The organism is Malaciobacter marinus (genome assembly GCF_003544855.1).
GTDB lineage: Bacteria > Campylobacterota > Campylobacteria > Campylobacterales > Arcobacteraceae > Malaciobacter > Malaciobacter marinus.
Window position 1 is genome coordinate 813,405 of the sequence record NZ_CP032101.1, and the last position, 26,465, is coordinate 839,869.

General features: G+C 27.3%; 26 protein-coding genes. 13 read left to right on the top strand and 13 right to left on the bottom strand.

Annotation, left to right across the window (positions count from 1 at the left end):
• Nucleotides 1-2: 2 nt before the first annotated feature.
• Nucleotides 3-3,128 carry an efflux RND transporter permease subunit gene (locus AMRN_RS03990; RefSeq protein WP_099310067.1) on the top strand — a complete coding sequence of 1,042 codons (3,126 nt, stop codon included), beginning with the start codon at nucleotides 3-5 and terminating at the stop codon, nucleotides 3,126-3,128.
• Between the two features lie 9 nt (nucleotides 3,129-3,137).
• The gene (locus AMRN_RS03995; RefSeq protein ID WP_079578655.1) at nucleotides 3,138-4,385 is read left to right on the top strand and encodes a TolC family protein; all 1,248 of its coding nucleotides are present in this window, start codon (nucleotides 3,138-3,140) and stop codon (nucleotides 4,383-4,385) included.
• 70 nt (nucleotides 4,386-4,455) lie between these two features.
• On the opposite strand, the gene AMRN_RS14180 is transcribed toward AMRN_RS03995, so the two are convergent.
• From AMRN_RS14180 to AMRN_RS04040, 10 genes are all read right to left on the bottom strand, one after another.
• Nucleotides 4,456-4,608, bottom strand: coding sequence for a hypothetical protein (locus tag AMRN_RS14180; protein ID WP_165375108.1), 153 nt, complete (start codon nucleotides 4,606-4,608; stop codon nucleotides 4,456-4,458).
• Between the two features lie 23 nt (nucleotides 4,609-4,631).
• A complete protein-coding gene (locus AMRN_RS04000; protein ID WP_099310068.1) occupies nucleotides 4,632-4,901 on the bottom strand; it encodes a hypothetical protein in 270 nt (89 codons plus the stop codon).
• A 63-nt stretch (nucleotides 4,902-4,964) separates the two neighbouring features.
• Nucleotides 4,965-5,315 carry a metal-sulfur cluster assembly factor gene (locus AMRN_RS04005; RefSeq protein WP_099310069.1) on the bottom strand — a complete coding sequence of 117 codons (351 nt, stop codon included), beginning with the start codon at nucleotides 5,313-5,315 and terminating at the stop codon, nucleotides 4,965-4,967.
• 9 nt (nucleotides 5,316-5,324) lie between these two features.
• Nucleotides 5,325-5,732, bottom strand: coding sequence for a SufE family protein (locus tag AMRN_RS04010; RefSeq protein WP_079578661.1), 408 nt, complete (start codon nucleotides 5,730-5,732; stop codon nucleotides 5,325-5,327).
• A 1-nt stretch (nucleotide 5,733) separates the two neighbouring features.
• Nucleotides 5,734-6,918 carry a cysteine desulfurase gene (locus tag AMRN_RS04015; protein WP_079578663.1) on the bottom strand — a complete coding sequence of 395 codons (1,185 nt, stop codon included), beginning with the start codon at nucleotides 6,916-6,918 and terminating at the stop codon, nucleotides 5,734-5,736.
• Nucleotides 6,911-8,035 carry a SufD family Fe-S cluster assembly protein gene (locus tag AMRN_RS04020; RefSeq protein WP_099310071.1) on the bottom strand — a complete coding sequence of 375 codons (1,125 nt, stop codon included), beginning with the start codon at nucleotides 8,033-8,035 and terminating at the stop codon, nucleotides 6,911-6,913. Before AMRN_RS04020 ends, AMRN_RS04015 begins: the two co-directional genes overlap by 8 nt.
• Nucleotides 8,022-8,777 (bottom strand): Fe-S cluster assembly ATPase SufC, encoded by a 756-nt coding sequence (sufC, locus tag AMRN_RS04025; protein WP_099310108.1) that lies wholly within the window; start codon nucleotides 8,775-8,777, stop codon nucleotides 8,022-8,024. The genes AMRN_RS04020 and sufC overlap by 14 nt, the downstream gene beginning before the upstream one ends.
• A gap of 16 nt (nucleotides 8,778-8,793) precedes the next feature.
• A complete protein-coding gene (gene sufB, locus AMRN_RS04030) occupies nucleotides 8,794-10,227 on the bottom strand; it encodes a Fe-S cluster assembly protein SufB (RefSeq protein WP_118897364.1) in 1,434 nt (477 codons plus the stop codon).
• A gap of 81 nt (nucleotides 10,228-10,308) precedes the next feature.
• Nucleotides 10,309-10,974 carry an amino acid ABC transporter permease gene (locus tag AMRN_RS04035; RefSeq protein WP_099310072.1) on the bottom strand — a complete coding sequence of 222 codons (666 nt, stop codon included), beginning with the start codon at nucleotides 10,972-10,974 and terminating at the stop codon, nucleotides 10,309-10,311.
• A 132-nt stretch (nucleotides 10,975-11,106) separates the two neighbouring features.
• Nucleotides 11,107-11,916, bottom strand: a complete 810-nt coding sequence (locus AMRN_RS04040) for a transporter substrate-binding domain-containing protein (protein WP_099310073.1) — start codon at nucleotides 11,914-11,916, stop codon at nucleotides 11,107-11,109.
• Nucleotides 11,917-12,183: 267 nt separating this feature from the next.
• On the opposite strand from AMRN_RS04040, the gene AMRN_RS04045 reads away from it, so the two are divergent.
• The 6 genes from AMRN_RS04045 to argH all read left to right on the top strand — a co-directional run bounded on the left by AMRN_RS04045 (nucleotide 12,184) and on the right by argH (nucleotide 17,824).
• Nucleotides 12,184-13,380, top strand: a complete 1,197-nt coding sequence (locus tag AMRN_RS04045) for a NifS family cysteine desulfurase (protein WP_099310109.1) — start codon at nucleotides 12,184-12,186, stop codon at nucleotides 13,378-13,380.
• 24 nt (nucleotides 13,381-13,404) lie between these two features.
• Entirely contained in the window at nucleotides 13,405-14,385 is a 981-nt protein-coding gene (locus AMRN_RS04050) for an iron-sulfur cluster assembly scaffold protein (RefSeq protein ID WP_099310074.1), read from the top strand.
• 99 nt (nucleotides 14,386-14,484) lie between these two features.
• Entirely contained in the window at nucleotides 14,485-14,934 is a 450-nt protein-coding gene (locus AMRN_RS04055; RefSeq protein WP_079578675.1) for a hemerythrin domain-containing protein, read from the top strand.
• The gene (locus tag AMRN_RS04060; protein WP_099310075.1) at nucleotides 14,935-16,206 is read left to right on the top strand and encodes a hypothetical protein; all 1,272 of its coding nucleotides are present in this window, start codon (nucleotides 14,935-14,937) and stop codon (nucleotides 16,204-16,206) included.
• A gap of 41 nt (nucleotides 16,207-16,247) precedes the next feature.
• A complete protein-coding gene (locus AMRN_RS04065) occupies nucleotides 16,248-16,433 on the top strand; it encodes a hypothetical protein (RefSeq protein ID WP_099310076.1) in 186 nt (61 codons plus the stop codon).
• Entirely contained in the window at nucleotides 16,433-17,824 is a 1,392-nt protein-coding gene (gene argH, locus AMRN_RS04070; RefSeq protein WP_099310077.1) for an argininosuccinate lyase, read from the top strand. Before AMRN_RS04065 ends, argH begins: the two co-directional genes overlap by 1 nt.
• A 39-nt stretch (nucleotides 17,825-17,863) precedes the next feature.
• Here the strand turns inward: argH and AMRN_RS04075 are convergent, their stop codons facing one another.
• On the bottom strand, nucleotides 17,864-18,772 hold the full coding sequence (locus AMRN_RS04075) for a chemotaxis protein CheV (RefSeq protein WP_099310078.1): 909 nt from the start codon (nucleotides 18,770-18,772) through the stop codon (nucleotides 17,864-17,866).
• A gap of 73 nt (nucleotides 18,773-18,845) precedes the next feature.
• Nucleotides 18,846-19,493: a tRNA threonylcarbamoyladenosine dehydratase gene (locus AMRN_RS04080; RefSeq protein ID WP_099310079.1), complete on the bottom strand. Its 648-nt coding sequence runs from the start codon at nucleotides 19,491-19,493 to the stop codon at nucleotides 18,846-18,848.
• Between the two features lie 60 nt (nucleotides 19,494-19,553).
• On the opposite strand from AMRN_RS04080, the gene greA reads away from it, so the two are divergent.
• From greA to uvrB, 5 genes are read left to right on the top strand one after another with little or no spacing between them, the layout of a single operon-like run.
• Complete coding sequence (gene greA, locus AMRN_RS04085) at nucleotides 19,554-20,039, top strand: transcription elongation factor GreA (protein WP_099310080.1); 486 nt, start codon at nucleotides 19,554-19,556, stop codon at nucleotides 20,037-20,039.
• Nucleotides 20,039-21,043 (top strand): N-acetyl-gamma-glutamyl-phosphate reductase, encoded by a 1,005-nt coding sequence (gene argC, locus AMRN_RS04090; protein WP_099310081.1) that lies wholly within the window; start codon nucleotides 20,039-20,041, stop codon nucleotides 21,041-21,043. The genes greA and argC overlap by 1 nt, the downstream gene beginning before the upstream one ends.
• Entirely contained in the window at nucleotides 21,033-21,731 is a 699-nt protein-coding gene (locus tag AMRN_RS04095; protein WP_099310110.1) for a UDP-2,3-diacylglucosamine diphosphatase, read from the top strand. Before argC ends, AMRN_RS04095 begins: the two co-directional genes overlap by 11 nt.
• On the top strand, nucleotides 21,728-22,255 hold the full coding sequence (locus AMRN_RS04100) for a hypothetical protein (protein ID WP_099310082.1): 528 nt from the start codon (nucleotides 21,728-21,730) through the stop codon (nucleotides 22,253-22,255). The genes AMRN_RS04095 and AMRN_RS04100 overlap by 4 nt, the downstream gene beginning before the upstream one ends.
• A gap of 10 nt (nucleotides 22,256-22,265) precedes the next feature.
• The gene (uvrB, locus tag AMRN_RS04105; protein ID WP_099310083.1) at nucleotides 22,266-24,239 is read left to right on the top strand and encodes an excinuclease ABC subunit UvrB; all 1,974 of its coding nucleotides are present in this window, start codon (nucleotides 22,266-22,268) and stop codon (nucleotides 24,237-24,239) included.
• 4 nt (nucleotides 24,240-24,243) lie between these two features.
• Here the strand turns inward: uvrB and AMRN_RS04110 are convergent, their stop codons facing one another.
• On the bottom strand, nucleotides 24,244-26,409 hold the full coding sequence (locus tag AMRN_RS04110) for a CHASE2 domain-containing protein (RefSeq protein ID WP_099310084.1): 2,166 nt from the start codon (nucleotides 26,407-26,409) through the stop codon (nucleotides 24,244-24,246).
• Nucleotides 26,410-26,465: the final 56 nt, after the last annotated feature.

The window sequence follows — 26,465 nt, forward strand, 5'->3', positions numbered from 1 at the left end:
GAATGGATTTAATTAAGTTTTCAATTAAAAATCCAGTAACTATAATCGTTTCTGTTTTAATTGTTGTGATGTTTGGTATTTTGTCATTAAAAGGCTTACCATACCAACTTACTCCCAATGTTACAAAACCAGAGATAAAAATCACAACAACATGGCCAGGTGCCACTCCTTATGAAATAGAACGAGAAGTTATTGAAGAACAAGAAGATGTACTTAAAAGTTTAAATAATCTAATAGAATATGAAGCATCAGCAAATGATGATTATGGTGAGATTACTTTAACTTTTAAGTTAGGAACTGATTTAAGATCAGCCCTTCAAGATGTGTCAAACAAGCTTGATGAGGTAAGTTCTTATCCTGATAATGTTGATGAACCTGTAATAGAAACAGCAACAGCAAGTCCTGTTATTTGGATGATGCTTCAAACACTTGAGGGCAATGATAGGCATATTGATGAATATAAAACATATTTTGAAGATGAAATAAAACCAGTAATTAAAAGAGTTAATGGTGTTGCTGGGACAATGGGCGGCGGTGGTCGTGAACAGCAAATGCAAGTAAATTTTGATATTAATAAACTTGCTTCATATAATTTAACAGTTAATCAAGTAATCAATATTCTAAAAAATGAAAATGTTGATGTATCTGCTGGTGTTCAAAATATGGGAAGAAGAGCTTACAGAATTAGAACTGTAAACAAATTTGCAACTACAAAAGATATTGAAAGTGTAGTATTAGTTTCAAATAGAGATCAAAGAGTTCTAGTATCTGATGTAGCAACTGTTGATTTTGGATATGAAACAGCAAGTGGTGTTGCGATGTTTATGGGTAAAGATGGTATTTTTTTAGGGGTTCAACCAAACTCTGAGGTAAATACTGTAAAGCTTACAAACGAAGTTGAAGCAGCTGTAAATGAATTAAATGAAAACGTTTTAAAACCAAAAGGTTTAAAAATAAAATGGATTTATGACCAAAGAAGTTATATTGTTGGTTCTGTTGATTTAGTACAACAAAATATCATGATTGGTGGTGCTTTAGCAATTTTTGTTTTAATACTATTTTTAAGAGCAATTTCACCAACAGCTGTTGTATCTATTGCTATTCCTATTTCTGTTATTGGTACATTTATTGTACTTGATTTACTAGGAAGAAGTTTAAATACAATCTCTTTAGCAGGGATTTCTTTTGCCGTTGGTATGCTAGTTGATAGTGCGATTGTTGTTTTAGAAAATATTGATAGGCATAGAAAAGAAGGAATGAGTATTCCAGAAGCTGCATATGTTGGTGCAAAAGAAGTTTGGGGAGCACTAATTGCAAGTGCATCTACAACAATGGCAGTATTTTTACCAATCGTTTTTTTAGAAGATGAAGCAGGGCAATTATTTAAAGATATAGCAATTGCTGTAACATCAGCAGTTTCATTTTCACTTTTTGTTTCAATTGCAGTTATTCCAATGCTTTGGAAAAAGTTTGCAAGTATTAGTGGAAAAGAGCCAAGGGGTAAAAGTTCTCTTACAAAACTAGGTGATGCTATAGTTGAAAAATTTATGAGTATTGTAAATATATCTTTAAAAAATACATTTACAAAAGTTATGACAATACTGATTTTAGGTATTTCATCTTTAAGTATTATTTTCTTATTATTTCCAAAGATGGATTACCTTCCTCAAGGAAATAAAAACTTGATTTTTAATATCTTAATTCCACCTCCAGGATTATCTTATCAAGAAAGATATGATATGGGTGCATATTTAATGAAACAAGTCGAACCAAACTTTAATAAAGATAAAGATGGTTACCCTGGTATTAATAGAGCTTTCTTTGTATCTTTTGGAGATTTTAACCTTTTTGGTGGAACTTCAATGCATGAATCAAGAGCAAAAGAGTTAATACCTTTATTTAGACCTATTGTAAACTCACTTCCATCAACTTATGGAGTAACAATTCAAAGTGGTGTTTTTGAAAGTGGTGTTGGTGAAGGTAATAATATTGATATTGATATTAGTGGAGAGAGTATACAAGAGATTGCAGATGTTGGTACACAGTTATTCTTAGCAGCAAATCAAATCATTAAAGGTGGACAAGTAAGACCTGTACCATCAATTGAGTTACTTTATCCAGAGTTTAGATTGCATCCAAATCAAGATGCATTGCGTTCTTTAAATATGAGTGCAAATGATTTAGGTGTAATAGCTGATGTTTATATGGATGGAAAGATTATAGGTGATTTTGAACAAGATGGTAAGAAAAAAATTGATTTAGTTGTAAAAGCAAAAGATAGTCAAATAAACACACCTCAAGATATTTTAAATGCACAAGTTGTATTACCAAATAGTTCAATTGTTCCTTTAAGTTCACTTGCAACTTCACAAAGTACAGCAGGTATTAGTGAAATAAGACACCTAGATGGGAAAAGAACTATTACTTTACAAATCACTCCACCAGATGGAATGACAATTGAAGAAGCAATGGGAATTTTAAAAGGTTCAATTGATAAAATAAAAAGTGAAGGTAAAGTTTCAAAATATGTTGAAGTAAATATTAGTGGTACAGCAGATAAATTATCACAAACAATTGATATGTTAAGTATTAATTTTATTTTAGCCTTAGTAATTATTTATTTACTAATGTCAGCACTATTTGGAAACTTTTTATATCCAATTGTAATTATGTTTACAGTACCACTTGCAACAGCTGGAGGTTTCTTAGGTCTTGCAATGACAAATGCCTTTATTGCACCACAGCCTCTTGATGTACTTACAATGCTTGGATTTATTATTCTTGTAGGTATTGTTGTAAATAATGCGATTTTAATTGTTCACCAAAGTTTAAATCTAATAAGAAATCATGGTTTTGAGCATAAAAAAGCAGTTGTTGAAGCAACTAGAACTAGAATTAGACCAATTTATATGAGTTCATTAACATCAATTTTTGGTATGTTACCACTTGTATTAATTCCAGGTCCAGGAAGTGAATTTTATAGAGGTTTAGGATCAGTAATTACTGGTGGATTAGCATTATCTACTATATTTACTATATTTATTACACCTGCACTTTTAATGTTTTTTATTAAATTAGAACAAAAAGTAAAAAATGTAAAAGCTCCTGTTGATGTTAGTAAAGCGTAAGGAAATAGCATGATAAAAAGAAGTATAGTATTAATAAGTACACTATTTATAGTAAATGCAAATGCTTTAGATATAAATAGTGCAGTAAATCTTGCATTAAAAAATAATAATGAATTAAAACAAAAATATTATGAGTATGATGAAGCAAAAGAGAATATAGAATTAAACAAATCAGGTTTTAAACCAAAACTTGATTTGTCTTATGCTTACACAGATAGAAGTAAAGCAAGAGATGAAAGTTTAAAAAGAGACTCAAGTGCAAGTGCAGTTTTATCTTATAATTTATTTAATGGTTTCTCAGATTATAATCTTGTAAAAAGTGCAAAATATAGTGCAAAAGCTAGTAATTTGACTCTTTTTGCCTTTAAAGAAGATATTGTTTATAATACAAAAACAGCATATATTGAGTTTTTAAATAAAAGAAAAAATAAAGATACATATGAAGTTGCTTATAAACTATTTAAAAAGCAATATGAAGACTCAAAAAATAGATTTGAACAAGGATTGATTGCAAAAAATGATTTGCTTGATATTCAAGTAAAGATGTTAGATGCAAAACAAAATCTTACAAGAGCAATAAGTGATTTAAAAATTGCAAGATATGAGTTGAGTAATATTTTAGGTGGAATTGATTTACAAAAGCAAACAATTGAAGAATTAGATGATAATATAGCTATTGAAAAAGATTCTTATAAAGTTGAATTTTTGGATAATAGAAGTGAAATCAAAGCTTTAAAAATGAATATTAAAAGTATAGATTCAAAAGTTGATTCAACAAAAGGTGATTTTTTACCATCAATTGATGCTTCATTATCTTATAATAAGTATGGTGATGACTCTATGCCAAAAGATTTAGAACCAGATGATCAAAAAGTAGCTCAAGTTCAATTGAAATGGAATTTATATGATGGTGGAATAAAATATTCAACTATTGATATAAATAGACTTAAAATGAGACAAGTAAAAGAACAACTACAAAAAACAAAACTTGATATAAAACTACAATATCAAAAAGCAAAAAGTGATTTAGAAGTTGCACTTTTAAATTATGATAGTGCAAAACTTGCATTAGTACAAGCAAAAGAAAACTATAAAATTGTCAATGATAAATATTCTGAGGGTATTGTTAAACCAACAGATTTAACAGATGCAAACTACTTACTTACAAATGCGAAGCAGAAGTATTTTCAAGCATATTATGATAAGTTTTTAGCTGTTGCTAAACTTGATAGAGTTTTTGAACAAAGTTTAAAATAAAATAATTTCAAAGTTTTTCATAAAATCTTCTAAATGAAGTAATATGGAAAACTTTGTAAATTAAGTAGTTTTAATCAAAGTACTTAAAGTCTTTGTCTTCACTACCATCTTTTTTTCTATTTTTAAACTTCCACATAGTTTTTGTGAATTGTAAGGTTTTATAACTTAGCATTATTGCAACAATAAAAATAATTACCATGAAAATTGTATAAAAAAGTTCCATGTAATCCCCCTTTTTAATTGGTTTTATTTATTTTTATTTTTGTCTGTTTGATACTGTAAAAAGTTTCCTCCACCTTTTTCTTTCTCTTTTTCATCTCCAAATCTAAAAGACTTTTCCCATCTTAACTTTGGTGGAATATGCTCATTTACAGAGTTTGAATTTTTTGTATTAGGAGAAAAGATACTATCTCCAATCCCAATTGCTTCTTTAAAAGCTATTAATATAAAAAATATTACAACTACAACTACTGTAATTGTAAATGCTGAACTATTTTTTTTCTTATTTTTTGCCATTATGCTTCTTTTTTTGGATTAGTCGTCATTATCTCATAATCTCTTTTAAAGAAGCATAATAGTTTAAATTATCGTTCCATTCATCATAAGCTCATCTTTACCTTCTTCTAAAATCATCTCTTTATCCCATTGTGGATCAAATACTAAATGAACATAAGCTTCATCTACTAAATCAACTGCTTGTGTCACATACTTTACTTGATCAATCAATGCATCAGCAACAGGACAAGCAGGACTTGTAAGAGTCATAGTAACAGTTGCATGTAAATAAGGCTCTTTTTCTTCTATTTCTATCTTATAAATCAAACCTAAATCATAAATATTTACTGGAATTTCTGGATCATATACTTGTTTTAAATTAAATATTATTTTTTTTTCTACATCTTCTATTTGTTCTTTTGTAAAATTACTCATATTTTCTCCTTATGCAAAGGCGTTTGCATACTCTTTTATTCTTTTTATCATACCTTGTACACCGCTTTGTCTATTTGGTGTAATAATCTCTTGAAGATTTAGTTTTTGTAAAACTTGTGTATCAAAATCTATAATTTCTTGAGCTTTCATTCCTGAAAAAATTGATAATAATATTTTTACTAAACCTTTTACAATTGCTGCATTTGAGTCAGCTTTAAATACTAAAATATCATCTTTTTTTTCACATATTAACCAAACTTTTGAAGTACAGCCTTGTACTAAATTTTCATCTTTTTTATGTTTTTCTTCAAGTGGTTCTAAACTTTTACCTAAATCAATTATATATTCATATTTTTGTAAATCATCATCAAAAAGTTCTAAATCATCTTTTATCTCATCAATTTTATTTTCAACCATCTTAATCCTTTAGCATTAAAATCGCTTTTTTTAAACCTTTTATAAAGATATCAATATCTTCTTTTGTATTATAAAAAGCAATACTTACTCTTATTGTACCATCAATATTTAATTTTTTCATAATAGGTTGCGCACAATGGTGACCAGCTCTTACTGCTATATGCATTTTGTCAAGTAAAATACCGATATCTTCACTGTTTAAATTTTTTATATTAAAACTTCTACTTCCCGTTGAATTTTTAGTATCATTATATAAGATGATATTTTCAACTTTTTTTAATTGTGTATATAAATAAGTACATAATTCATGTTCAAGTTTGTAAACTTCTTTTAGTGTGATTTTATTTAAGTAATCTAGTGCTTTTTTAAAGCCAATTACTCCTGCAATATTTTGTGTTCCAGCTTCATATTTATATGGAGCATCTAACATAATACTTCTTTCAAAACTTACATCATTAATTGTAGCTCCTCCTGTTTGATAAACAGGAAGTTTTTCAAGTAGGTTTTCTTTTATATATAAAGCTCCAACGCCTGTTGGTCCAAATGTTTTATGTGAAGACATAGCATAAAAATCCACATCTAAATCTTGAACATCAACCTCAAAGTGAGCCAAACTTTGCGCTGCATCTACTAGTAAGTAGCTATTGTATTTGTGTGTTAGTTGTGCAATTTTTTTTATGTCATGTATAACACCAAATGCATTAGAAACATGAGTTATGCTTACAAAAGAGTTTGGGTTATTTTTTAAAAGCTCTTCAAAGTGTTCAAAATCAAACTCTAAATTATCTTTTGCATTTACAACTTCAAGTCCTTTATGTAAAGTTCTTCCTTGCATATGCCAAGGAGTAATATTTGAGTGATGTTCCAATGAAGAGATAATAATAGTTTTAAACTCTTTTGCAAAAGTTGAAGCTATCATATTTAAAGACTCAGTTACACCTTTTGTAAAAATTATTTGTTTTGATTGAGGTGCATTTATAAAATCTTTTAATGTGTCTCTTGTTGCTTCAAACTCTTTTGTGGCTTTATTTGCACCCCCATGGTTACTTCTATGTGTATTTGAACAAAAGTTTGTATAATAATCAACTACTTTATCAACAACTTCTTTTGGTTTTTGTGTTGTTGCTGCATTATCAAGATAGACTACACTACTATTTTTAAAAAAAGGAAAATCTTTTTTATACATGATTTATCCTTTTTAGATTTTTGATATATCTTCTAATTGCTTTTAGTTCAATTTCTCTAATAACTTGTAGTTCAATAGAGTCAATAATCATCTCTCTTGCTTTTGCTTTACTTATACCTCTTGAGCATAAATAATATAATTCATCTTCATTTAAAGTACCACAACTTGCACCATGTGCTGCTTCTAATTCATCAATATAAATTTGAAGTCTTGGATTTGCATTTATTTTTGCATCATCACTTAAAATAATAGTTTGGCTATTTTGAAAAGCTTTTGAATAAAGTGCACTGTTTTGAACAGTTGAACTTATATCAAAAAGACAATGGGCATTCTCATCTAAAAGATGCTTTATTTTAATATCACTTGTTGTACTTTTTGCAATATGTTCAATAAAAGCAATATTACCACTTCTTTGTTTTGCTTTATTTTTTACAATTCCATCAATATTTAAAACTGCATTCTCATTTTCTAGTTTACTATCAAAGATATTTAAAGCAAGATCTGCTTTATACTCTAAGTTTACAAGATTAAGTATTGCATTACTTTTTAAATCAGTTTTATAATTTGTAATAATATTACCATTTTGTAAAGTTTGAACCTTTGCAATATTTGCTTTTATATCTTCTAAAACTGTATATTTTCTATTTGCACTTATTAAAAAATCTTTTGATAAGTCATTGTGAAAAGTCTCTAAAATATCTACATCTGCTTTTATGTTTATATTTAAAGAGTTTGTGAAAAATTTATTATTACCTTGAAAAATTGAAATTATATTTAAAGGTTTGTCAAGTTTTTCATTAATAGTTAGATTTAAAGCTTCTTTATTTATATAACTATTTAAAGTATATAATTTATTTACACTATCTTCAAATTTTTCATAAGATACTTCTAAAAATTTATTTAATTCATTTTCAAAAACTAATTCATTATCTACTAAAAAGATATTATAAAAATGTTCATCTTTTAAGTATGAATATTGATTTAAATCTATGTCTTTTTCAAGATTGAAATCTAAATCTTTTTCAAAAATAGGATATATATTAAAGCTTCTAAACTCTTCTACTTTTTTAGTTGGTAAAATATCAAGATTTAAGTTTTCTATCTCAACTACTTTCATTATCCTCTCCTAATCCCTCAAAACCTCTTTTTTGAAGTTCTAAAGCAAGATTATAATCTCCTGATTTTGCAATTTTACCATCTTTTATGATATGCACATAATCAGGTTTTATTAACTCTAATAATCTATCATAATGCGTAATCATCAAAACTGAACGCTTTCCATCAAGCATAGAATTGACAGCATTTGCTACAAGTTTTATTGCATCAATATCAAGTCCTGAATCAATTTCATCTAACATAATTAAATCAGGTTTTAATACTAGTAGTTGAAGCATTTCATTTTTCTTTTTTTCTCCACCACTAAAACCTTCATTTACGTTTCTTTTTATAACTTCATTATTTATATTGTAATCTTTAATGATACCTTTTACTTCTTTTAAAAATTGTGCAGAATTTACTTCTTCTTCATTTTTATAAGCTCTTTTTTCATTTACTGCACTTTTTAAGAAATACATATTGTTTACGCCATGAACTTCAACAGGATTTTGAAAGCTCATAAATAATCCCTCATTTGCTCTTTGGCTTGCATCAAGTTCTAATAAATCTTTACCTTTAAAAGTTACTTCACCTTTTGTTACTTCACAATCATAGTGATCACTTAAAGCTTTAACAAGTGTAGATTTTCCTACACCATTTGTACCCATGATAACATGAACTTCACCTTCATTTATCTCTAAATTGAAATCTTTTAAAATCTCTTTATTTGCTATACTTACATCTAAATTTTTTATACTTAACATTTTTTTACCTCTTTTTTTAACCAACACTACCCTCTAGTGATACATCAAGAAGCGCTTTTGCTTCAACTGCGAACTCCATTGGTAACTCTTCTAATACATCTTTACAAAAACCATTTACTATTAATGATACCGCATTTTCTTCACTAATTCCTCTTTGTCTTATATAAAATAGTTGTTCATCAGAAATCTTTGAAGTTGTTGCCTCATGCTCAATTTTAGCACTTGAATTTTTTATATCTTGATATGGATATGTATGTGCTGAGCAGTTTGAACCAATCAATAGTGAATCACAAGCAGAAATATTTCTTGCGTTTTTTGCACTTTTTGCAACTTTTACCAAGCCTCTATAAGCATTTGAGCCATTTAATGCAGAAATACCTTTTGAAATAATTGTTGATTTAGTATTTTCACCTATGTGAATCATTTTTGTACCTGTATCAGCTTGCTGAGCAAGTGAAGTAAGAGCAACTGAGTAAAACTCACCACTACTATTATTTCCTTTTAAAATACATGATGGATATTTCCATGTTACAAGTGAACCTGTTTCAACTTGTGTCCAAGATATTTTTGAATTGTCACCTTTACAAATACCTCTTTTTGTAACAAAGTTTAAAATTCCACCTTTACCATCTTTATCCCCTGGATACCAGTTTTGAATAGTAGAGTATTTTATATGTGCATCTTTTAATGCTACTAATTCAACTACGGCTGCATGAAGTTGACTATCATCTCTAATAGGTGCTGAACATCCTTCATTATAAGATACATAACTTCCTTCTTCTGCAATAATTAGTGTTCTTTCAAACTGTCCTGTATTTAAAGCATTGATTCTAAAATATGTTGATAATTCCATTGGACATCTTGTATTTTTTGGAATATAAACAAAACTTCCATCTGTAAAAACAGCACAATTTAATGTTGCAAAATAGTTATCACTATATGGAACAACTGAAGCTAAATATTTTCTTAATAAATCTGGATATTTGTTTGCAGCTTCACTTATTGAACAAAATATTATTCCTAATTCTTCAAGCTCTTTTTGAAATGTAGTTTTAACAGATACTGAATCAAATACAGCATCAACTGCAACTCCTGCAAGTTTTTTTTGCTCTTCTAATGGAATACCTAATTTTTCATATGTTTTTAAAATTTCTGGATCTACTTCATCTAATGAACCAAGTGGCTTTTTAGGTGCAGAGAAGTATGATATATCTTGATAATCAACTTTATCATAACCTAATTTTGCCCAATTTGGTTCTTCCATTGTAAGCCATTTTTTATAAGCTTTAAGTCTAAAATCAAGTAACCATTGCGGCTCCTCTTTTTTAGCAGATATTGCTTTTATTACATTTTCATTTAAGCCTTTTGGAAAAGTATCTGAGTTTACAATTGTCTCAAACCCAAGGCTATAATCATTTTGTATAACGTTATTTATTGTCTCATTTTTCATAAAAACTCCTAAATAGGACATTAATTGTCTTATTTAGGAAATTGTAGCATAATTATGTCTTCTTGTAAAGATAGTATTTTGTTATTTGATACTTTTTTCAAGTCGATTAGTATAAAATGATATAGGATAAGTTAGTAATAAATAACCAATTGCTAAAGGTATATAACTTTCTAATGTAGAGTATGTATAAGCATTTACTTCTTGTGCATTCATTGTAAATTCAGAAATTGATATAATTGATAATAAAGAAGAGTCTTTTATTATTGTAGCAAATTGACCAGTTAAAGCTGGAAGCATTCTTTTAAAAGCTTGTGGAAAGATTATATATCTATACATTTCATAGTTAGTCATTCCTAAACTTATGCTTGTTTCATATTGTTCAACTTCAATCGATTCAATAGCTGCACGAATTATCTCGCACACATAAGCCCCAGCAAAAATAGCAAGTATAAAAATACCAACTATATATCTATTATTAAATCCAAGATTATTAGCAAAAACATAGAAAAATATTAATATTTGAACAAGTAGGGGAGTTCCTCTAATTATTTCTATATAAAACCTTGCAAAAAATCTTAGAAAAATTAATTTAGAATTTTGAGCATAAGCAAAAAATAAGCCTATAATCAGACTTAAAATTAATGCAAATATAGAAATAAGAATAGTCATAAAAAAACCATCAATAAATTTTTGCCTATATTCAAAAACACTATCCCAAGCAAAATCATAACTTACATTTGAAAACATAAAGTACAAAATAGCAAAAACGGTGATTGTTAATATTGTTAGATTAAAAGCATAGACTCTTTTACTTAAAGAGTCTTGCTTGTTATGTGATAATTCATTTATAAAATAATCTTTTAATTTGATAGTTAACTCCTAAAAGAAAAAAGATATATTTAATTTATCAAATGTTTTTTTTGCATCTTCTAAATATTTATAAGCAAAGTCATCAAATGTTCCATCATCTTTTGCTTTTTTTATAAATTCATCAACTTGTGATTTTAGTTTAGTATCATCTTTTCTTAAAGCAACACCCCAATATTCAAAATCTTTTTGGAAAGGTTTTAAAAGTGCAACAGTTGTATCTTTGTGCTTTATATTATTTCTATATATAGTTAATTGATCATATAAAAAACCATCAGCTTTTCCTTGAACAACTTCTAAAACGCAAGCATTTTCTTTATCAAAAACTAAAACGTTTGCATTTTTTAAATGTTTTTGTGCATAAATGTGACCAGTTGAACCTTTCTTTACTGCAACAGTTTTACCCATTTGGTCTAAATCATCAATACTTTTAACTCCTGATTGTTTATTTGCAAGTATTGCTAAAGCAGTTTTTGCATAAGGAATTGAAAAATTAATTGATTTTTTTCTCTCTTTTGTAATAGTCATAGAAGAAATAATCATATCAACTTTTCCTGTTTTAAGTGAGGGAATAAGACCATCCCAAGCAATATTTTCTATTTTTAATTCTTTATTCATTGATCTTGCAATCATTTTTGCAAAGTCCACAGAAACACCTGTTGGGTTTCCATCTTTGTCACTCATTTCAAATGGAGGATATGCTAATTCCATTCCAACTTTTAATATTTTATTTTCTTCTTTCTTTTCATTATTTGAATCAGAGCATCCTGAAAATAATAAAAGAAAAGTAGCTGACAATATTAGTAAAACTAACTTTTTCATTTTAATCCTTCGTGTATAAAAAAATTTAATTTATAATATCTATTTATTAGTAAAAACTCTATCAACTTTAAAGATTAATTTTTTCAATCATCATATCAAAGTGAATATAAATAATATTAAAGATAAAATAATATTCTAAAATTTGTTACTTTTAGTAAATAACAAAGTTTAGCTTATTTAATTAAGACAAATTTTATCCTATATTAAATATAATACAAAAAATTAAATGATAATAAAATTAAATTATCGACTAGGAAAAGAAATATGATGGAAGTTTATTTAGATAACAATGCTACAACAATGGTTGATCCAATAGTTTTTGAAGAGATGAAACCATTTTTCTGTGAAACTTATGGTAACCCTAACTCTTTACATAGATTTGGAGCTGGGACTCATCCAAAAATGATGGAAGCATTAGATTATTTATATACTGGAATAAATGCAGATGATGAAGATGATATTATTATTACTTCTAATGCTACTGAAAGTATTAATACAGTAATAAAAGGTGTATGGGTTGATGAAATATTAAATGGTAATAAAAATCATATTGTAACTTCAGAAGTAGAGCACCCAGCAGTTACAGCAGCATGTAGATTTTTAGAAGCACAAGGAGTAAGTGTTACGTATTTACCAGTTAATGAAAATGGCGTTATTGAAGCAAATACAGTAAAAGAAAATATTAAAGATGATACAGCTTTAGTTAGTATTATGTGGGCAAATAATGAAACTGGAAAACTTTTTCCTATTGAAGAAATTGGAAAAATCTGTAAAGAAGCAAATGTACTATTTCATTCAGATGCAACTCAAGCTATTGGAAAAGTTCTTGTTGATGTACAAAAAGCAAATTTAGATTTCATGTCATTTTCAGCACATAAATTTCATGGACCAAAAGGTGTTGGTGGAACATATATTAAAAAAGGTGTTAAATTAACTCCATTATTACACGGTGGTGAACAAATGGGTGGTAAAAGAGCAGGTACAGTTGATGTTGCGTCAATGGTTGGAATGGGATATGCTATGCATTTAGCTACAAATGAAATGGCTTTAGCTTATGAAGATAATCATGTAAGAAAATTAAGAGATAGACTTGAAAATGCAATTTTAGAACTACCTGAAACACTTGTTATTGGTGGAACTGAAAATAGAACTCCAAATACAACACTTATTTCAATTAGAGGTGTTGAGGGTGAGTCTATGTTATGGGATTTAAATCAAAAAGGAATAGGTGCAAGTACAGGAAGTGCATGTGCATCTGAAGATTTAGAAGCAAATCCAGTAATGAATGCATTTGGAAGTGATAGTGAGTTAGCACATACTGGAGTTAGATTTAGTTTAAGTAGATTTAATACACAAGAACAAATTGATTATGCGATTGAGGTAATTGTAAATGCAGTTAAAAGATTAAGAAATTTATCAAGTTCTTATGCATATGCACCAAAATCACATGAATCTGGGTTATAAAAAGAAATATAAAGGAATAATAAAATGGCAAAAAATGATTTAGTTAGTGGATCTATTTGGGATGAGTATTCAGATCAAGTTGTAAATAGAATGAATAATCCTCAACATCAAGGGGAAATTACAGAAGAAAGAGCAAAAGAGTTAAATACAAAACTTATTATTGCTGATTTTGGTGCAGAATCATGTGGTGATGCAGTTAGACTTTATTGGGCAGTTGATGAAGCTACAGATAAAATTTTAGAATCAAAATTTAAATCTTTTGGATGTGGTACTGCAATTGCATCAAGTGATGTTATGGCTGAGTTATGTGTAGGTAAAACAGTTGATGAAGCAATTAAGATTACAAATATTGATGTTGAAAAAGCATTAAGAGATAATCCAGATACTCCTGCTGTTCCACCTCAAAAAATGCACTGTTCTGTTATGGCATATGATGTTATTAAAAAAGCAGCATCACAATATAAAGGTGTTGATATGGAATCTCTTGAAGAAGAAGAGATTGTTTGTGAATGTGCAAGAGTTTCATTAGCAACTATTAAAGAAGTAATTAAAATTAATGATTTAAAAACAGTTGAAGAGATTACAGATTATACAAAAGCAGGTGCATTTTGTAAATCATGTATTAAACCAGGTGGACATGAAGAAAAGGATATTTACTTAGTAGATATTTTAAAAGATACAAGAGCTTCAATGGATGAAGAAAAATTAAAAGATGCAGCTGATGCAAGTGCAAGTGGTGCATTAACTTTTGATAAGATGACTTTAGTTCAAAGAATTAAAGCAATTGATTCAGTTTTAGATGAAGATATTAGACCAATGCTTGTAATGGATGGTGGTAATATGGAAATTATTGATATTAAAGAAAACTTACCTCATTATGACTTATATATTAGATACTTAGGTGCATGTTCTGGATGTGCTTCTGGAAGTACTGGAACATTATATGCTATTGAGTCAATATTAAAACAAAAAATTGACGAAAACTTAAGAGTTTTACCTATTTAAATCTATCAAATAAAAGAGAGTTCTCTCTTTTATTGATATTCATCAATCTATTAATTTATTTTTTTATGTACAATTTTATAAAACATATAAGGGTAAATTATGGAAGAAACAATTAAATCTTTTCTTACACAAGATCATAGAGACTGTGATGAAGAATTTGCAAATATGGAAAATGCAGTAGCTTCACAAGACTGGGTAAAATCAGAAGAAACTTTTGAAAGATTTGCAAAAGATTTGCAAACTCATTTTGATATGGAAGAAAAAGTTATGTTTCCAGTTTTTGAAGAAATTACTGGTATGACAAATGGACCAACTCAAGTTATGAGAATGGAACATGCACAAATGCTAAATGTTGTTTCTCAAATGAGAGAAGATATTGCTAAGCAAGATAAGAATCATTTTTTTGGATTAAGTGAAAGTTTGATGATGCTTACGCAACAACATAATATGAAAGAAGAGCAAATGCTTTATGCAATGGCTGATGCTCATATACAAGAACAAAAAAGTTCAGTTATAGAAAAAATGAAAGAATTAAAAAGAGTGAATTAAATGTTTAACCAAGGATTATCATTAGATCAAGCACCACCAATTTCTGTACCTTTTAGGTTTTTTTTAACAGCACCAATTTTCGCTATGCTAATTGGCGTAATGTTTTTAATTTATCCAGCAGAACTTATAACAAATAGGTTTTCAAGTGAAACAATAGCTATGGTACATATGTTTACTTTAGGTGTATTATCAATGATAATTTTTGGTGCAATGCAACAAATGATGCCTGTACTTGCAGGTGCTCCTATTAAAAGAGCCAAGCTTTTTGCAACAGTTGTACATACTTTTTTAACATTGGGAACTATATTTTTTGTATTAAAGTTTTTGTATTATCAAAATGAGTTTTTAGTTGCTGCAATTGTTTGTCTAGCTATATCTTTTTTGACTTTTTTTATTACAGCAATAAGACTGCTATTTAAAGTAAAATATGTTACTTCTACCGTAAATGTAATGAAACTATTTGCTATTGCAGGGATTTTAACAGCACTTTTAGGCTTACATTTAGCAGGAGCACATTTAAGTGGAAATATGGGCTCAAACTATTTATCTTTTGTAAATATTCATGTTTTACTTGGTATATTTGGTTTTGCTGCATTACTTATTATTGGTGTCTCTTTTCAAGTAATACCTATGTTTTATGTTGCTTTGGATTTTCCTAAATCAGTTCAAAATAGATTACCTATATCTATATTTTTACTTATTATTTCTTATTTTGCTTTTGCATTTTTAGATCTTAATTTTTATATTTATAAAGTACTATTTGCAATATTTTTTGTTATATATGCATTTCATGGATTAAACTCATTAAATAATAGAAGAAGACCTGTTACAGATGTAACACTTTGGTATTGGAAAGTATCATTGTATTCTCTTGTAATAGCAATGCTTAATTGGCTTTTTGTTCCACAAGATTCATCTTATTTTTTAACTATTTTATTTGCTTTTGGATTTTTGTTTTCATTATTACAAGGAATGGTTTATAAAATTATTCCATTTTTATGTTGGTTTCATCTAAGTTCAAAGGGATATTTTGATATTCCAACAATAAAAGAGATAATTCATGAAGATTTAATTAAAATTCATTTTTATATTTATATGGCTTCATATGTTTTCTTTTTATTGTATGGTTTTTTTAGTCAAATATTTATAACTATAGCAGCAATTTTATTTATTTTATCTAATATCTTATTTTTTATAAACTGTGTACTTGGAATGAAAAAGTATGCAAGCATTTCAAAAAAAGATCCTTTACAAACTTTCGTAAAATCATAGTTATGTTATAATATCTTTTATTACTAAAAAAAGGGGATATTATGACTGCACAAGATAAAGAGCTAGAACAACTTCACGATACAATTATTTCAGATGTAAATTCACTTGTTGATAAATATATGTCTATTGTTGGATGGGATGTACCTGAAAATGATGAAGCTGAAGCAAAAAATAAAATAATAACTATAATAAAAGATGCTATTGTAAAGATTGAGGAAGAGAATTAATGTCAAAGCAAAATAATCAAATTTTAAAAAATACAAATGCAAAAATATTAGATGAGTTTAATGCTTCTGTTATGTTTGATAAAGAACTTTATGCACAAGATATAAAAGGCTCAATAGCACATAGTCAAATGCTTTTTGAGCAAGGAATATTATCAAAAGAAGATAAAGAAGCAATTCATAAAGGACTTTTACAAGTAAAACAAGAGATAGAAAGTGGTGAATTTGAGTTTAAAATAGAGCATGAAGATATTCACATGGCAGTTGAGAGTAGATTAACTGAAATCGTAGGTGAAGCAGGGAAAAGACTTCATACAGCAAGAAGTAGAAATGATCAAGTTGCAACTGATTTTAGACTTTATGTACAAGATAAAAACATAAGTATCAAACAACAAATTAAAGAGTTGATTAATACTTTTGTTGATGTTGCTTCAAAACATACAACTACTTTAATACCTGGAATGACACATTTACAACATGCTCAACCTATTAATTTTGGGTATCATTTACTAGCTTATGCAAACATGTTTAAAAGAGATTATGAAAGATTTGAAAGTTCATATGAAAGAAATAACTTTTCACCTTTAGGAAGTGCTGCCCTTGCTGGAACACCTCATGATATAAATCGAGATAGTACATGTTCACAACTTGGATTTTATTCACCTACAACTCATGCAATGGATACGGTAAGTGATAGAGATTTTGCTTTGGAAATTTTATTTAATATAAGTACAGCTGTAATGCATATAAGTAGAATTTCAGAAGAGCTTGTAACTTGGTCTTCATATGAGTTCCAATTTGTTAGAATGAGCGATGAGTATGCAACTACTTCTTCTATTATGCCACAAAAGAAAAATCCAGATGTTCCTGAACTTTTAAGAGGTAAAACAGGAAGAGTTTATGGTAATTTGATTTCATTGTTTACCGTAATGAAAGGTTTACCACTAGCTTATAATAAAGATACGCAAGAAGATAAAGAGGGTGTATTTGATTCTGTTAAGACAATAGAAGTATCACTTGCAATCTTAAATGAAGTAATCAAAACTATGATTGTAAATAAAGACAAGATGTATAATGCTTGTAAAATAGGGCATTTAAGTGCTACTGATTTGGCTGATTATTTAGTACAAAAACAAAATATGCCTTTTAGAACAGCTTATTATATTACAAAAGATGTCGTAGCAACAGCAAATGAATTAAATAAAGATATTAGTGAACTTACAATTGAAGAAATAAGAAAATCAAATGAACAAATTGCTAATATAGATGAAGAGATTTTAAATTATCTTGATTTGGAAGCTTCGATGAATGCAAGAAATTCTTTTGGTGGTACATCTACAAAACAAACAAATTTACAAATAGAAGTATTGAAAAATTGGTTAGAATCTAAATAAGAAAATTTATATATTAGATGAGCAAAGTCTCATCTAATATTAACTAAGTAAGAATTTTTTAGTAGCTTCATATAAAGCTTGAACATCAGTTTTACCAATAAAACCATCAACACCAATATCTTTCATTTTGTTTTTAACAGCATCAGTTGTCATTGATGAGTTAACTATTACAGGAATAAAATTATGTGAGCTATTGTCTTTTATAAATGATGCAACTTGGAAACCATCAGCTTCTGGCATTTCAATATCTGTTATAATTAAACCTATGCTATTTGGATCTACTTCTTGTATTCTTTGAAGTAATAAAGCACCATTGTTATAAATTTCAAACTTTAATTTTGCTTTTTGGAAAAATTTTCTTAATACTTCCCTTGCAACTCCTGAATCTTCTGCTGCTAGAACTAATTTATTAGAGTTTAATGGAGCATCAACATATTTGTTAACTTCATCTTGTCCATCACCAGTCCAACCAATATCTTTTAGTAGTTGTTCAGCATTAAATACAGTACATAATTCATCTTTATCATTAACTCTTACATAAGTTGTATATGTTATTTTTGAATTTGTTTCTTCTGTATGTCTTAACTCTTCAGTAGTTTTTTCAACGATATCTAACATATCTTTAATTAAAAATCCTACTTTTTTATGATTGAATTCACAATATATTATAAGTTTGTATTCATCTATTTGCATTTTTTGTTGGCCTAGCCATGCATCTAAATTTACTAAAGTAACAGGTTCACCCCTAATAGTAGCAATACCTGCAATTATATTTGAATCACTTGGTGTGTCATTTATTGTTACTTCTTCTTTAATAACAAAAGCTTTTACTTTTGCAATATTGATTGCGTAAATATTGTTATGACTAGTGTAAAATACGGCTAATTGTTGAACATTTCTTTTGTGACCTTGTGTCATTTGTTCAACGCTACTATTAATATCGCTCATATTATTCCTTTTTATGTGATACTTAAATTATATATCTTTTTTTCTTATAATCAACTTTTTTATAAAAGTTATTCTACTTCTTCTTATTTAACAATTTTTTTATTGTTACAGAAGCCATCATAAGACCAAATGAACCTGTAACTCCTTCAAAACTTCCTTTTTCTATACATAAAGGTTCTTCTGAAGAAAAAACTACTTTAAACTTTTTCTTGAACCCTTGAGCTTTAAGCTCTGTTCTTATTTTTCTAATAAATGGGTCATTATAAGTTTTCCAAATAGATAAATACTCAATTTTACTAGGATCAATTCTTTTAGCCCCACCACTTGTACTAATTACTTTAGTATAGTGTTTTTTAATTAAATGAACTTTAGGTGTTACATCATCTATGGCATCTAAAATATAATCAAATTGTGAAAAATCAAAGTTATCAATCCACTCTTTTGTTATCTTAACATGAATTGGTGTCACTTTTAGATATTTTTGTGCTAATGCTTCAACTTTTACTTTTCCAATGTTACCCTCACTACCTATTTGTCTATTTAAGTTTGATTCTTCATATGTATCAAAATCTACAATAGTAATATCAGTAACACCTGTTCTATAAAGTGCATCAAGGGCAAAACTTCCTACTCCACCCACTCCAAGTAATATAATTTTTGCTTTTGTAAATTTATTAAAGTTTTCTTCACCAAATAGTTTTTTTGTTCTATCATATTTCATCTAATCTACTCTTTTAAAAATTTTAGATATTATAACATAAAATAATTTATGGAGTCGTTGATGGAAAAAGAACCTATGACAAGAGATGGATATGAAAAAATTACAGGAAATCTAGACTTCTTGAAATCAAAAGAGAGACCTCAAACTGTTATTGCCTTAGATGAAGCAAGACAATTAGGAGATTTAAAAGAAAATGCTGAGTATCATGCTGCAAAAGATAAATTAAAATTAATTGATACACAAATCGCAGAATTAAGTAATATTATTAGTAAAGCAGTAATTATTGATCCCTCAACGCTACCACATGATAAAGTTAGTTTTGGATCAACTGTTAGTTTAGTAGATGTTGATACAGAAGAAGAGTATACTTATACAATTGTTGGTGGAATAGAATCAAATGCAGAAAAAGGATTTATCTCTTTTAACTCACCTTTAGCAAAACAGCTAATGGGAAAAGAAGAAGGTGATGAACTTCAAGCTACACTTCCAGGAGGTGTTAGATCTTTTGAAGTATTAGAAGTTTATTTCAAGGAGATATCAATATAATGAATGTAGCAATTATAGGAGCTAGTGGCTATACTGGCTTAGAATTAGTAAAAATATTGATTACTCACTCAAAATTCAATATTTCATATATAGCTAACTCAACAGGAAATATAAATGTACAAGATTTGCATCCAAGTTTGCAAGGTCTAATTGATATGCCTGTTGAAATAGCAAATGCAAAAGAAGTTGCAAAAGTTGCAAAACTTGCCTTTTTAGCACTACCTCATAAAACATCTATGTCTTTTGCAAAAGAGCTACTAGATTTAGGTGTTAAAGTAGTTGATTTAAGTGCTGATTATAGATTAGAACTTGAAAATTATGAAAAACATTATTGCCCTCATGAAGATAAAGAGAATATCTCAAGTGCAGTGTATGGCTTACCTGAGTATTATAAAAATCAATTAAAAGATGCAAACTTAGTTGCAAATCCTGGGTGTTATCCAACAGCTTCACTTTTAGCTTTGCTTCCTTTTGTTGATTATATTGATGAAAATAGTCCAATATTTATTGATGCTAAATCTGGAGTTACAGGGGCAGGTAAAAAGTTAAATGAGATAACTCAATTTGCTCATATAAACGAAAATACTCATGCTTATAATCCTTTCAAGCATAGACATATGCCTGAAATTCAAGAAAAAGTTAAACTTCTTAAAGATAAAGATTTCAGTGTTAACTTTGTACCACATTTAATACCTGTTACAAGGGGAATGTTAGTTTCAGTTTATGCGAGCTTAAAAGAAGAAGTTGATGTGGAAGCTATATTAGAAAAAAGTTATAAAAATAGTGAATTTGTAAGAGTTAGAAATAGTGCTGTTGATATAAAATCAACAGCAGGAACAAATTTTTGTGATATTTTTGTAGCAAGAAATGGTAAAGCACTTTTTATTAACTCTTCAATTGATAATCTACTAAGAGGAGCATCTTCTCAAGCTGTTGTAAATGCAAATATTATGTGTGGCTTTGAAGAGGATGAAGGAATACCTAAAATTGCTTATGCACCTTAATATAAAGGATGGTGCAATCTTTGTAGCAGATTCGCACTACAATGAAAAGAATCAAGATTTTTTAATCTTTTTAGAAAAATTGAAATCTAAAAAGATTAAGACTGAACAACTTTTTTTAATGGGAGATATGTTTGATTTTATCTCATCTGAAAGTACTTATTTTGTAAAAAGAAATCAAAAACTTATTGATATAATAAATGAACTTGCAAAAGATATAAAAATAATATATTTAGAGGGAAATCATGATTACAATATGAAGCCTCTTTTTATAGATGTTTTAGTAGTAAAAAGAGAAGATCAACCTATTTTTATGAAGTATCAAAATAAAAAACTTGCACTTTCTCATGGAGATAATTTTACTCCAAATTTATATAATATTTATTGTAAAATTATAAGAAACCATAAACTATTGAAGTTTTTAAACTCTATTGATTATAATAATTTTATTTCAAAGAAGATATATTATACTTTGATGAAGAAAAATATTTGTCATAATTTTACAGCTTTTGAAGAGTTAGCAAAAAAAAGAGTTGAAAATTTTGAAGCAGATATTATTATTGAAGGTCACTTTCACCAAGGTAAAGAGTATGATTTTGGAAATAAAAGATATGTAAATGTACCTTCTCTTTGTTGTAGTAGTGAATATATGCTAGTAGAACAAAATATTTTTAAGAAAGTAAATTTATGAATTTAGAGTTTTTATTTTTTATTATTGCAGTTATATTTTTATCAATACCTTTTATTTTTTATAATAAAAGAAGAGCTACAAAGCTTCAAAATAAAAACCCAAAGATAAAAAATCATATTTATATAAGTCAAGTTGAATTACCTTTGAAAATAGAAAAATTGGATTTTGCAACAAATAGCAATATAGTAAGAAAGATATTTCATACTTTTGAAGTATTAGATATAAAAAGTTTAAATACAAAGCAATTAGAAAAAAAAGAGTGGCATAGTTGGCAAATATCTATGTTACTTAATCTTTATAAAAATGACAAAGATTTTTTTATACCAAATAAAGAAAAGGTATTTCATAAAAATATACTTAACCTTGATAATAAATCATTAAATAGTTTTATTCAAACTATTTTATTAAAGTATAAAGCCAATGTTGATATAAAAGTTTCAAAAAATATTTTAAGTGATGATGTTATTTGGACAAATAAAGAGATATCAATACTTTTTTATATTTTAACAACATACAAGCAATAAAGGATAGATTATCGCAAAGTTTAAAGTAGTAAGTGAGTATGAACCAGCAGGAGATCAACCACAAGCAATAAAAGCTTTAAGTGATTCAATAATTAAAGGTGAAAAATATAATACTCTTCTTGGTGTAACAGGAAGTGGAAAAACTTATACAATGGCAAAAGTTATTGAAAAAACTCAAAAGCCAACTTTGATTATGACACATAATAAAACACTTGCCGCACAACTATATTCAGAATTTAAAGCATTTTTTCCAAATAATCATGTGGAGTATTTCATCTCTTATTATGATTATTATCAACCAGAAGCTTATATCCCAAGAAGTGATTTATTTATTGAAAAGGATTCTTCAATAAATGAGGAATTAGAAAGATTAAGACTTAGTGCAACTGCGTCACTTTTATCTTTTGATGATGTTATTGTAATTGCTTCTGTTTCTGCAAATTACGGTTTAGGTAATCCAGAAGAGTATAAAGCAATGGTTCAAAGAATTGAAGTTGGTTTTGAATATTCTCAAAAAAAGTTTTTATTAAAACTTGTAGAGATGGGTTATAAAAGAAATGATAAGTTCTTTGATAGGGCAGATTTTAGAGTAAATGGAGATGTAATTGATATTTTTCCTGCATATTTTGAGGATGAATTTATAAGAGTTGAGTTCTTTGGTGATGAAGTTGAAACAATTAGTAAGCATGAATATTTAACTAACACAAGAATAAAAGAGTTAGATGAAGTAATAATCTATTCTGTTAATCCTTTTGTTGTTTCAAATGACAAATTAGCAGTTGCAGTAAAACAAATAGAAGAAGAGTTAAAGCAAAGACTTGAGTTTTTCAAACAAGAAGATAAACAAGTGGAGTATCAAAGATTAAAACAAAGAGTTGAATTTGATTTAGAGATGATTGAAAGTACAGGTATGTGTAAAGGAATTGAAAACTATGCAAGGCATCTTACTGGACAAAAACCAGAAGAAACGCCTTACTCTTTAATAAGCTATTTTGAACAAATGAAAGAAGAGTTTTTATTAATTGTTGATGAATCACATGTATCTTTACCACAATTTAGAGGAATGCACGCAGCTGATAGAAGTAGAAAAGAAGTACTTGTAGAGTATGGTTTTAGATTACCAAGTGCACTTGATAATAGACCTTTAAAATTTGATGAATTTATAAATAAAGCACCACACTTTGTTTTTGTAAGTGCTACTCCAAATGAATTAGAACTTGAAAAAAGTGCAGTAGTGGCTGAACAAATTATTAGACCAACAGGTCTTTTAGACCCAGTTATTGAAATCATGGATAGTGAGTATCAAGTTGAAAAACTTTATGATGAAATAAAAAGAGTTGTTGAAAAAAATGAAAGAGTTTTAGTAACAGTTTTAACTAAAAAAATGGCAGAAGAGCTAGCTTCTTATTATTCTGATTTGGGAATAAAAGTAAAATATATGCATAGTGAAATTGATGCAATTGAAAGAAATCAAATTATTAGAGAATTAAGACTTGGAGAGTTTGATGTGCTTATTGGAATCAATCTTTTAAGAGAAGGTCTTGATATTCCTGAAACTTCATTAGTTGCTATATTAGATGCAGATAAAGAAGGTTTTTTAAGAAGTAAAACTTCACTTATTCAAACAATGGGTAGAGGTGCTAGAAATGAAAATGGTAGAGTAATTCTTTTTGCTAAAAGAGTAACTGGATCTATGCAGTTTGCAATAGATGAAACAAATAGAAGAAGAAAAATTCAGCAAGAACATAACAAAAAACATAATATTACACCAAAATCAACAAAAAGAAAACTTGATCAAAATCTAAAACTTGAAGAGTATGATGACTTGGCTTGGAAGAAACAAAAATTAGATAAAATGCCAGCAAGTGAAAAGAAAAAATTATTGCTTGAATTAAATAAAAAAATGAAAAAAGCTTCAAGTGATTTAAATTTTGAGGAAGCAATTAGATTAAGAGATGAAATAGATAAAATTAAAAAACTTTAAAGGCTTATTTTGAAATAAGCTTTTTATTTATTATAGTAACAGGAGAAAAAAAGCTTGTATTCATTAAGCATTTTTTACATCTTTTAATATGAAAACTTATAGCATAAGTATTTAAGTTGCTATTTTTATTTTCTAGTTTTTGGAAAATATCTAAGGCTTTTTGAAACTCTTTTTTATAATAAAACCCTAAAGCCTTTTCAAAAGAATCTATTTGGATTTGTTCTTCTTGTGTTGGCTTTCCTTCTTTGAAAACTTCATAAATATTAAAAGCACCTTTTATTGTATCTTCTATAGAAATAGTATCAAGAAGTCTGATTGTGTAATCTTTTTTTAATGCAATTTTTACACTTTGTGAAATAATACAAGAGGTTTTATAAATCTTACAAGCTTGTTCTAAAATTGAAGCTTTATTTACTTCACTTCCAAGTGCTGTATAATCATTTCTATCATCTGCTCCCATTTCTCCAACATAAGCTTTTCCACTATTTATTCCTATTCTAATTTTTATTTTTAAAGGTGAATTTTCTTCATAGTTTTTATTTATTTCTTCTAAGGCTTTTAGTTGCTCAAGTGCAGATGTTAATGCGAGGTCTTGATGATTATTTACACTAAAAGGAGCATTCCAATAAGCCATAATAGAATCACCTATAAACTTATCAACAGTACCTTTATTTTTCATAATGATTTTAGTCATTGGATTCATATATTTATTTAAATATTTTGTTAGTTTTTCAGGATCATTGATTTGATTGGTAATTTGTGAAAAACCTATAATATCACTAAAAAAAATAGTAATATCTTTTTGTTTTGTTCTTAAATAATGATTATTTTCATCTTTTAATATATCATTCATTACATTACTTGATACTTTAGCTGCAAACTTTTTTTTCAATAATATTAGCTCTTTTGTTTTTTTTATAAAAATTATTGTAGTTGTGCAAATAAAAGCAATAATTAAAGAAATTAAAATAAAGGCACTATTTATTATTATATTTTCAATATAAAAAAAGTAGAAAATACCAAAGCTTATAAAAAATAGTAACAATAAACTTATATATGAGCTAAATAAAAGTTTATTGAAAAAAAGAGTTAAAAAAAGTGAAGCAAAAATAATAAAAATTGTTGCACTTATAAAATTATCTTGCCAATTTACATTTATAAAAAAATCCTTGTTTAAAATATTTTCTATTATTGTTGCATGAATTTGTGTACTTGATAGTTTTTTATCTACTAATGTGTTATTTAAATTTACTACATCTAAGGCTGAATTTCCCAATAAGACTATTTTATTATTAAAAATAGTTTTATCATAATTTTTATTTAAAATATTTATAGCTGATATGGTTTTAAAATAGTTACTTTTATAATAACTTAAACTTAAAGATGCTTTTTTATCTACACTAATATTTAAATCATCAAGTTGTATTTCATGATATGAATTATCAACTTTTTTAATAGAGATATCTTTATTATCTTTTAGGGTTCGTATTACTTCTAATGCAAAAGATGGATAAAGCTCATTTTCATATTTTATTATTAAAGGTACATTCGTCAAAATAGAGGAGTTACTATTTATAATATTTAAAAAGCCAGTTGAATAAGCACTACTTTGAAGTAAATCAATATTCATATTAATATTATTTGCTTCTAAAATATTCATATCATCAATTTTTGTTTTTTTTAAAATTTTTAAACTATATGGTTTTTGTGCTATTTTTTGTTTAAAAGAGTTATTAAAAAAGTGATATCCTAAAATTATTGGTTTTGAAGAGTTTTTAATGGCTTTTGAAAAAAGTTCATCATAATTAGGAAGTTGTTTGTCAATTTTTAAATTAAGGGTTTTAATTACATTAAAAGGAGAATTTATATCTTCTTTTGAAAACAAAATATCAACACCAATTACTTTTAGATTTGTTTTTTGTAATTCATATATTAAATTAGCAAAAAGATCTCTTCTCCAAGGCCATTGTGAAGTTTGACTTATACTTTTATCATCAATATCTACAATTATTATATTTTTACTTTGCTGTGTCTTATTTTTATGCTTTAATAAAAAGCTTTTTATTTGATTGTCAAGACTTGACAATAAATTAGGATAACTTTTAAAAGTAAAAAATATAGAGCAAAAAACAATGATAAAAATTGCTAAGTATTTAAATAAAGCCTTCATAGGTTAAATGTTAGCTAAAAAATGTTAACATAATAATAAATAATAAACAAGGATAG

Excerpts from the sequence above, each read along its gene's own strand:
- AMRN_RS03990 (WP_099310067.1), top strand. The coding sequence starts at position 3 with ATGGATTTAATTAAGTTTTCAATTAAAAATCCAGTAACTATAATCGTT.
- AMRN_RS03995 (WP_079578655.1), top strand. The coding sequence starts at position 3,138 with ATGATAAAAAGAAGTATAGTATTAATAAGTACACTATTTATAGTAAAT.
- AMRN_RS14180 (WP_165375108.1), bottom strand. The coding sequence starts at position 4,608 with ATGGAACTTTTTTATACAATTTTCATGGTAATTATTTTTATTGTTGCA.
- AMRN_RS04000 (WP_099310068.1), bottom strand. The coding sequence starts at position 4,901 with ATGGCAAAAAATAAGAAAAAAAATAGTTCAGCATTTACAATTACAGTA.
- AMRN_RS04005 (WP_099310069.1), bottom strand. The coding sequence starts at position 5,315 with ATGAGTAATTTTACAAAAGAACAAATAGAAGATGTAGAAAAAAAAATA.
- AMRN_RS04010 (WP_079578661.1), bottom strand. The coding sequence starts at position 5,732 with ATGGTTGAAAATAAAATTGATGAGATAAAAGATGATTTAGAACTTTTT.
- AMRN_RS04015 (WP_079578663.1), bottom strand. The coding sequence starts at position 6,918 with ATGTATAAAAAAGATTTTCCTTTTTTTAAAAATAGTAGTGTAGTCTAT.
- AMRN_RS04020 (WP_099310071.1), bottom strand. The coding sequence starts at position 8,035 with ATGAAAGTAGTTGAGATAGAAAACTTAAATCTTGATATTTTACCAACT.
- sufC (WP_099310108.1), bottom strand. The coding sequence starts at position 8,777 with ATGTTAAGTATAAAAAATTTAGATGTAAGTATAGCAAATAAAGAGATT.
- sufB (WP_118897364.1), bottom strand. The coding sequence starts at position 10,227 with ATGAAAAATGAGACAATAAATAACGTTATACAAAATGATTATAGCCTT.
- AMRN_RS04035 (WP_099310072.1), bottom strand. The coding sequence starts at position 10,974 with ATGTTTTCAAATGTAAGTTATGATTTTGCTTGGGATAGTGTTTTTGAA.
- AMRN_RS04040 (WP_099310073.1), bottom strand. The coding sequence starts at position 11,916 with ATGAAAAAGTTAGTTTTACTAATATTGTCAGCTACTTTTCTTTTATTA.
- AMRN_RS04045 (WP_099310109.1), top strand. The coding sequence starts at position 12,184 with ATGGAAGTTTATTTAGATAACAATGCTACAACAATGGTTGATCCAATA.
- AMRN_RS04050 (WP_099310074.1), top strand. The coding sequence starts at position 13,405 with ATGGCAAAAAATGATTTAGTTAGTGGATCTATTTGGGATGAGTATTCA.
- AMRN_RS04055 (WP_079578675.1), top strand. The coding sequence starts at position 14,485 with ATGGAAGAAACAATTAAATCTTTTCTTACACAAGATCATAGAGACTGT.
- AMRN_RS04060 (WP_099310075.1), top strand. The coding sequence starts at position 14,935 with ATGTTTAACCAAGGATTATCATTAGATCAAGCACCACCAATTTCTGTA.
- AMRN_RS04065 (WP_099310076.1), top strand. The coding sequence starts at position 16,248 with ATGACTGCACAAGATAAAGAGCTAGAACAACTTCACGATACAATTATT.
- argH (WP_099310077.1), top strand. The coding sequence starts at position 16,433 with ATGTCAAAGCAAAATAATCAAATTTTAAAAAATACAAATGCAAAAATA.
- AMRN_RS04075 (WP_099310078.1), bottom strand. The coding sequence starts at position 18,772 with ATGAGCGATATTAATAGTAGCGTTGAACAAATGACACAAGGTCACAAA.
- AMRN_RS04080 (WP_099310079.1), bottom strand. The coding sequence starts at position 19,493 with ATGAAATATGATAGAACAAAAAAACTATTTGGTGAAGAAAACTTTAAT.
- greA (WP_099310080.1), top strand. The coding sequence starts at position 19,554 with ATGGAAAAAGAACCTATGACAAGAGATGGATATGAAAAAATTACAGGA.
- argC (WP_099310081.1), top strand. The coding sequence starts at position 20,039 with ATGAATGTAGCAATTATAGGAGCTAGTGGCTATACTGGCTTAGAATTA.
- AMRN_RS04095 (WP_099310110.1), top strand. The coding sequence starts at position 21,033 with ATGCACCTTAATATAAAGGATGGTGCAATCTTTGTAGCAGATTCGCAC.
- AMRN_RS04100 (WP_099310082.1), top strand. The coding sequence starts at position 21,728 with ATGAATTTAGAGTTTTTATTTTTTATTATTGCAGTTATATTTTTATCA.
- AMRN_RS04110 (WP_099310084.1), bottom strand. The coding sequence starts at position 26,409 with ATGAAGGCTTTATTTAAATACTTAGCAATTTTTATCATTGTTTTTTGC.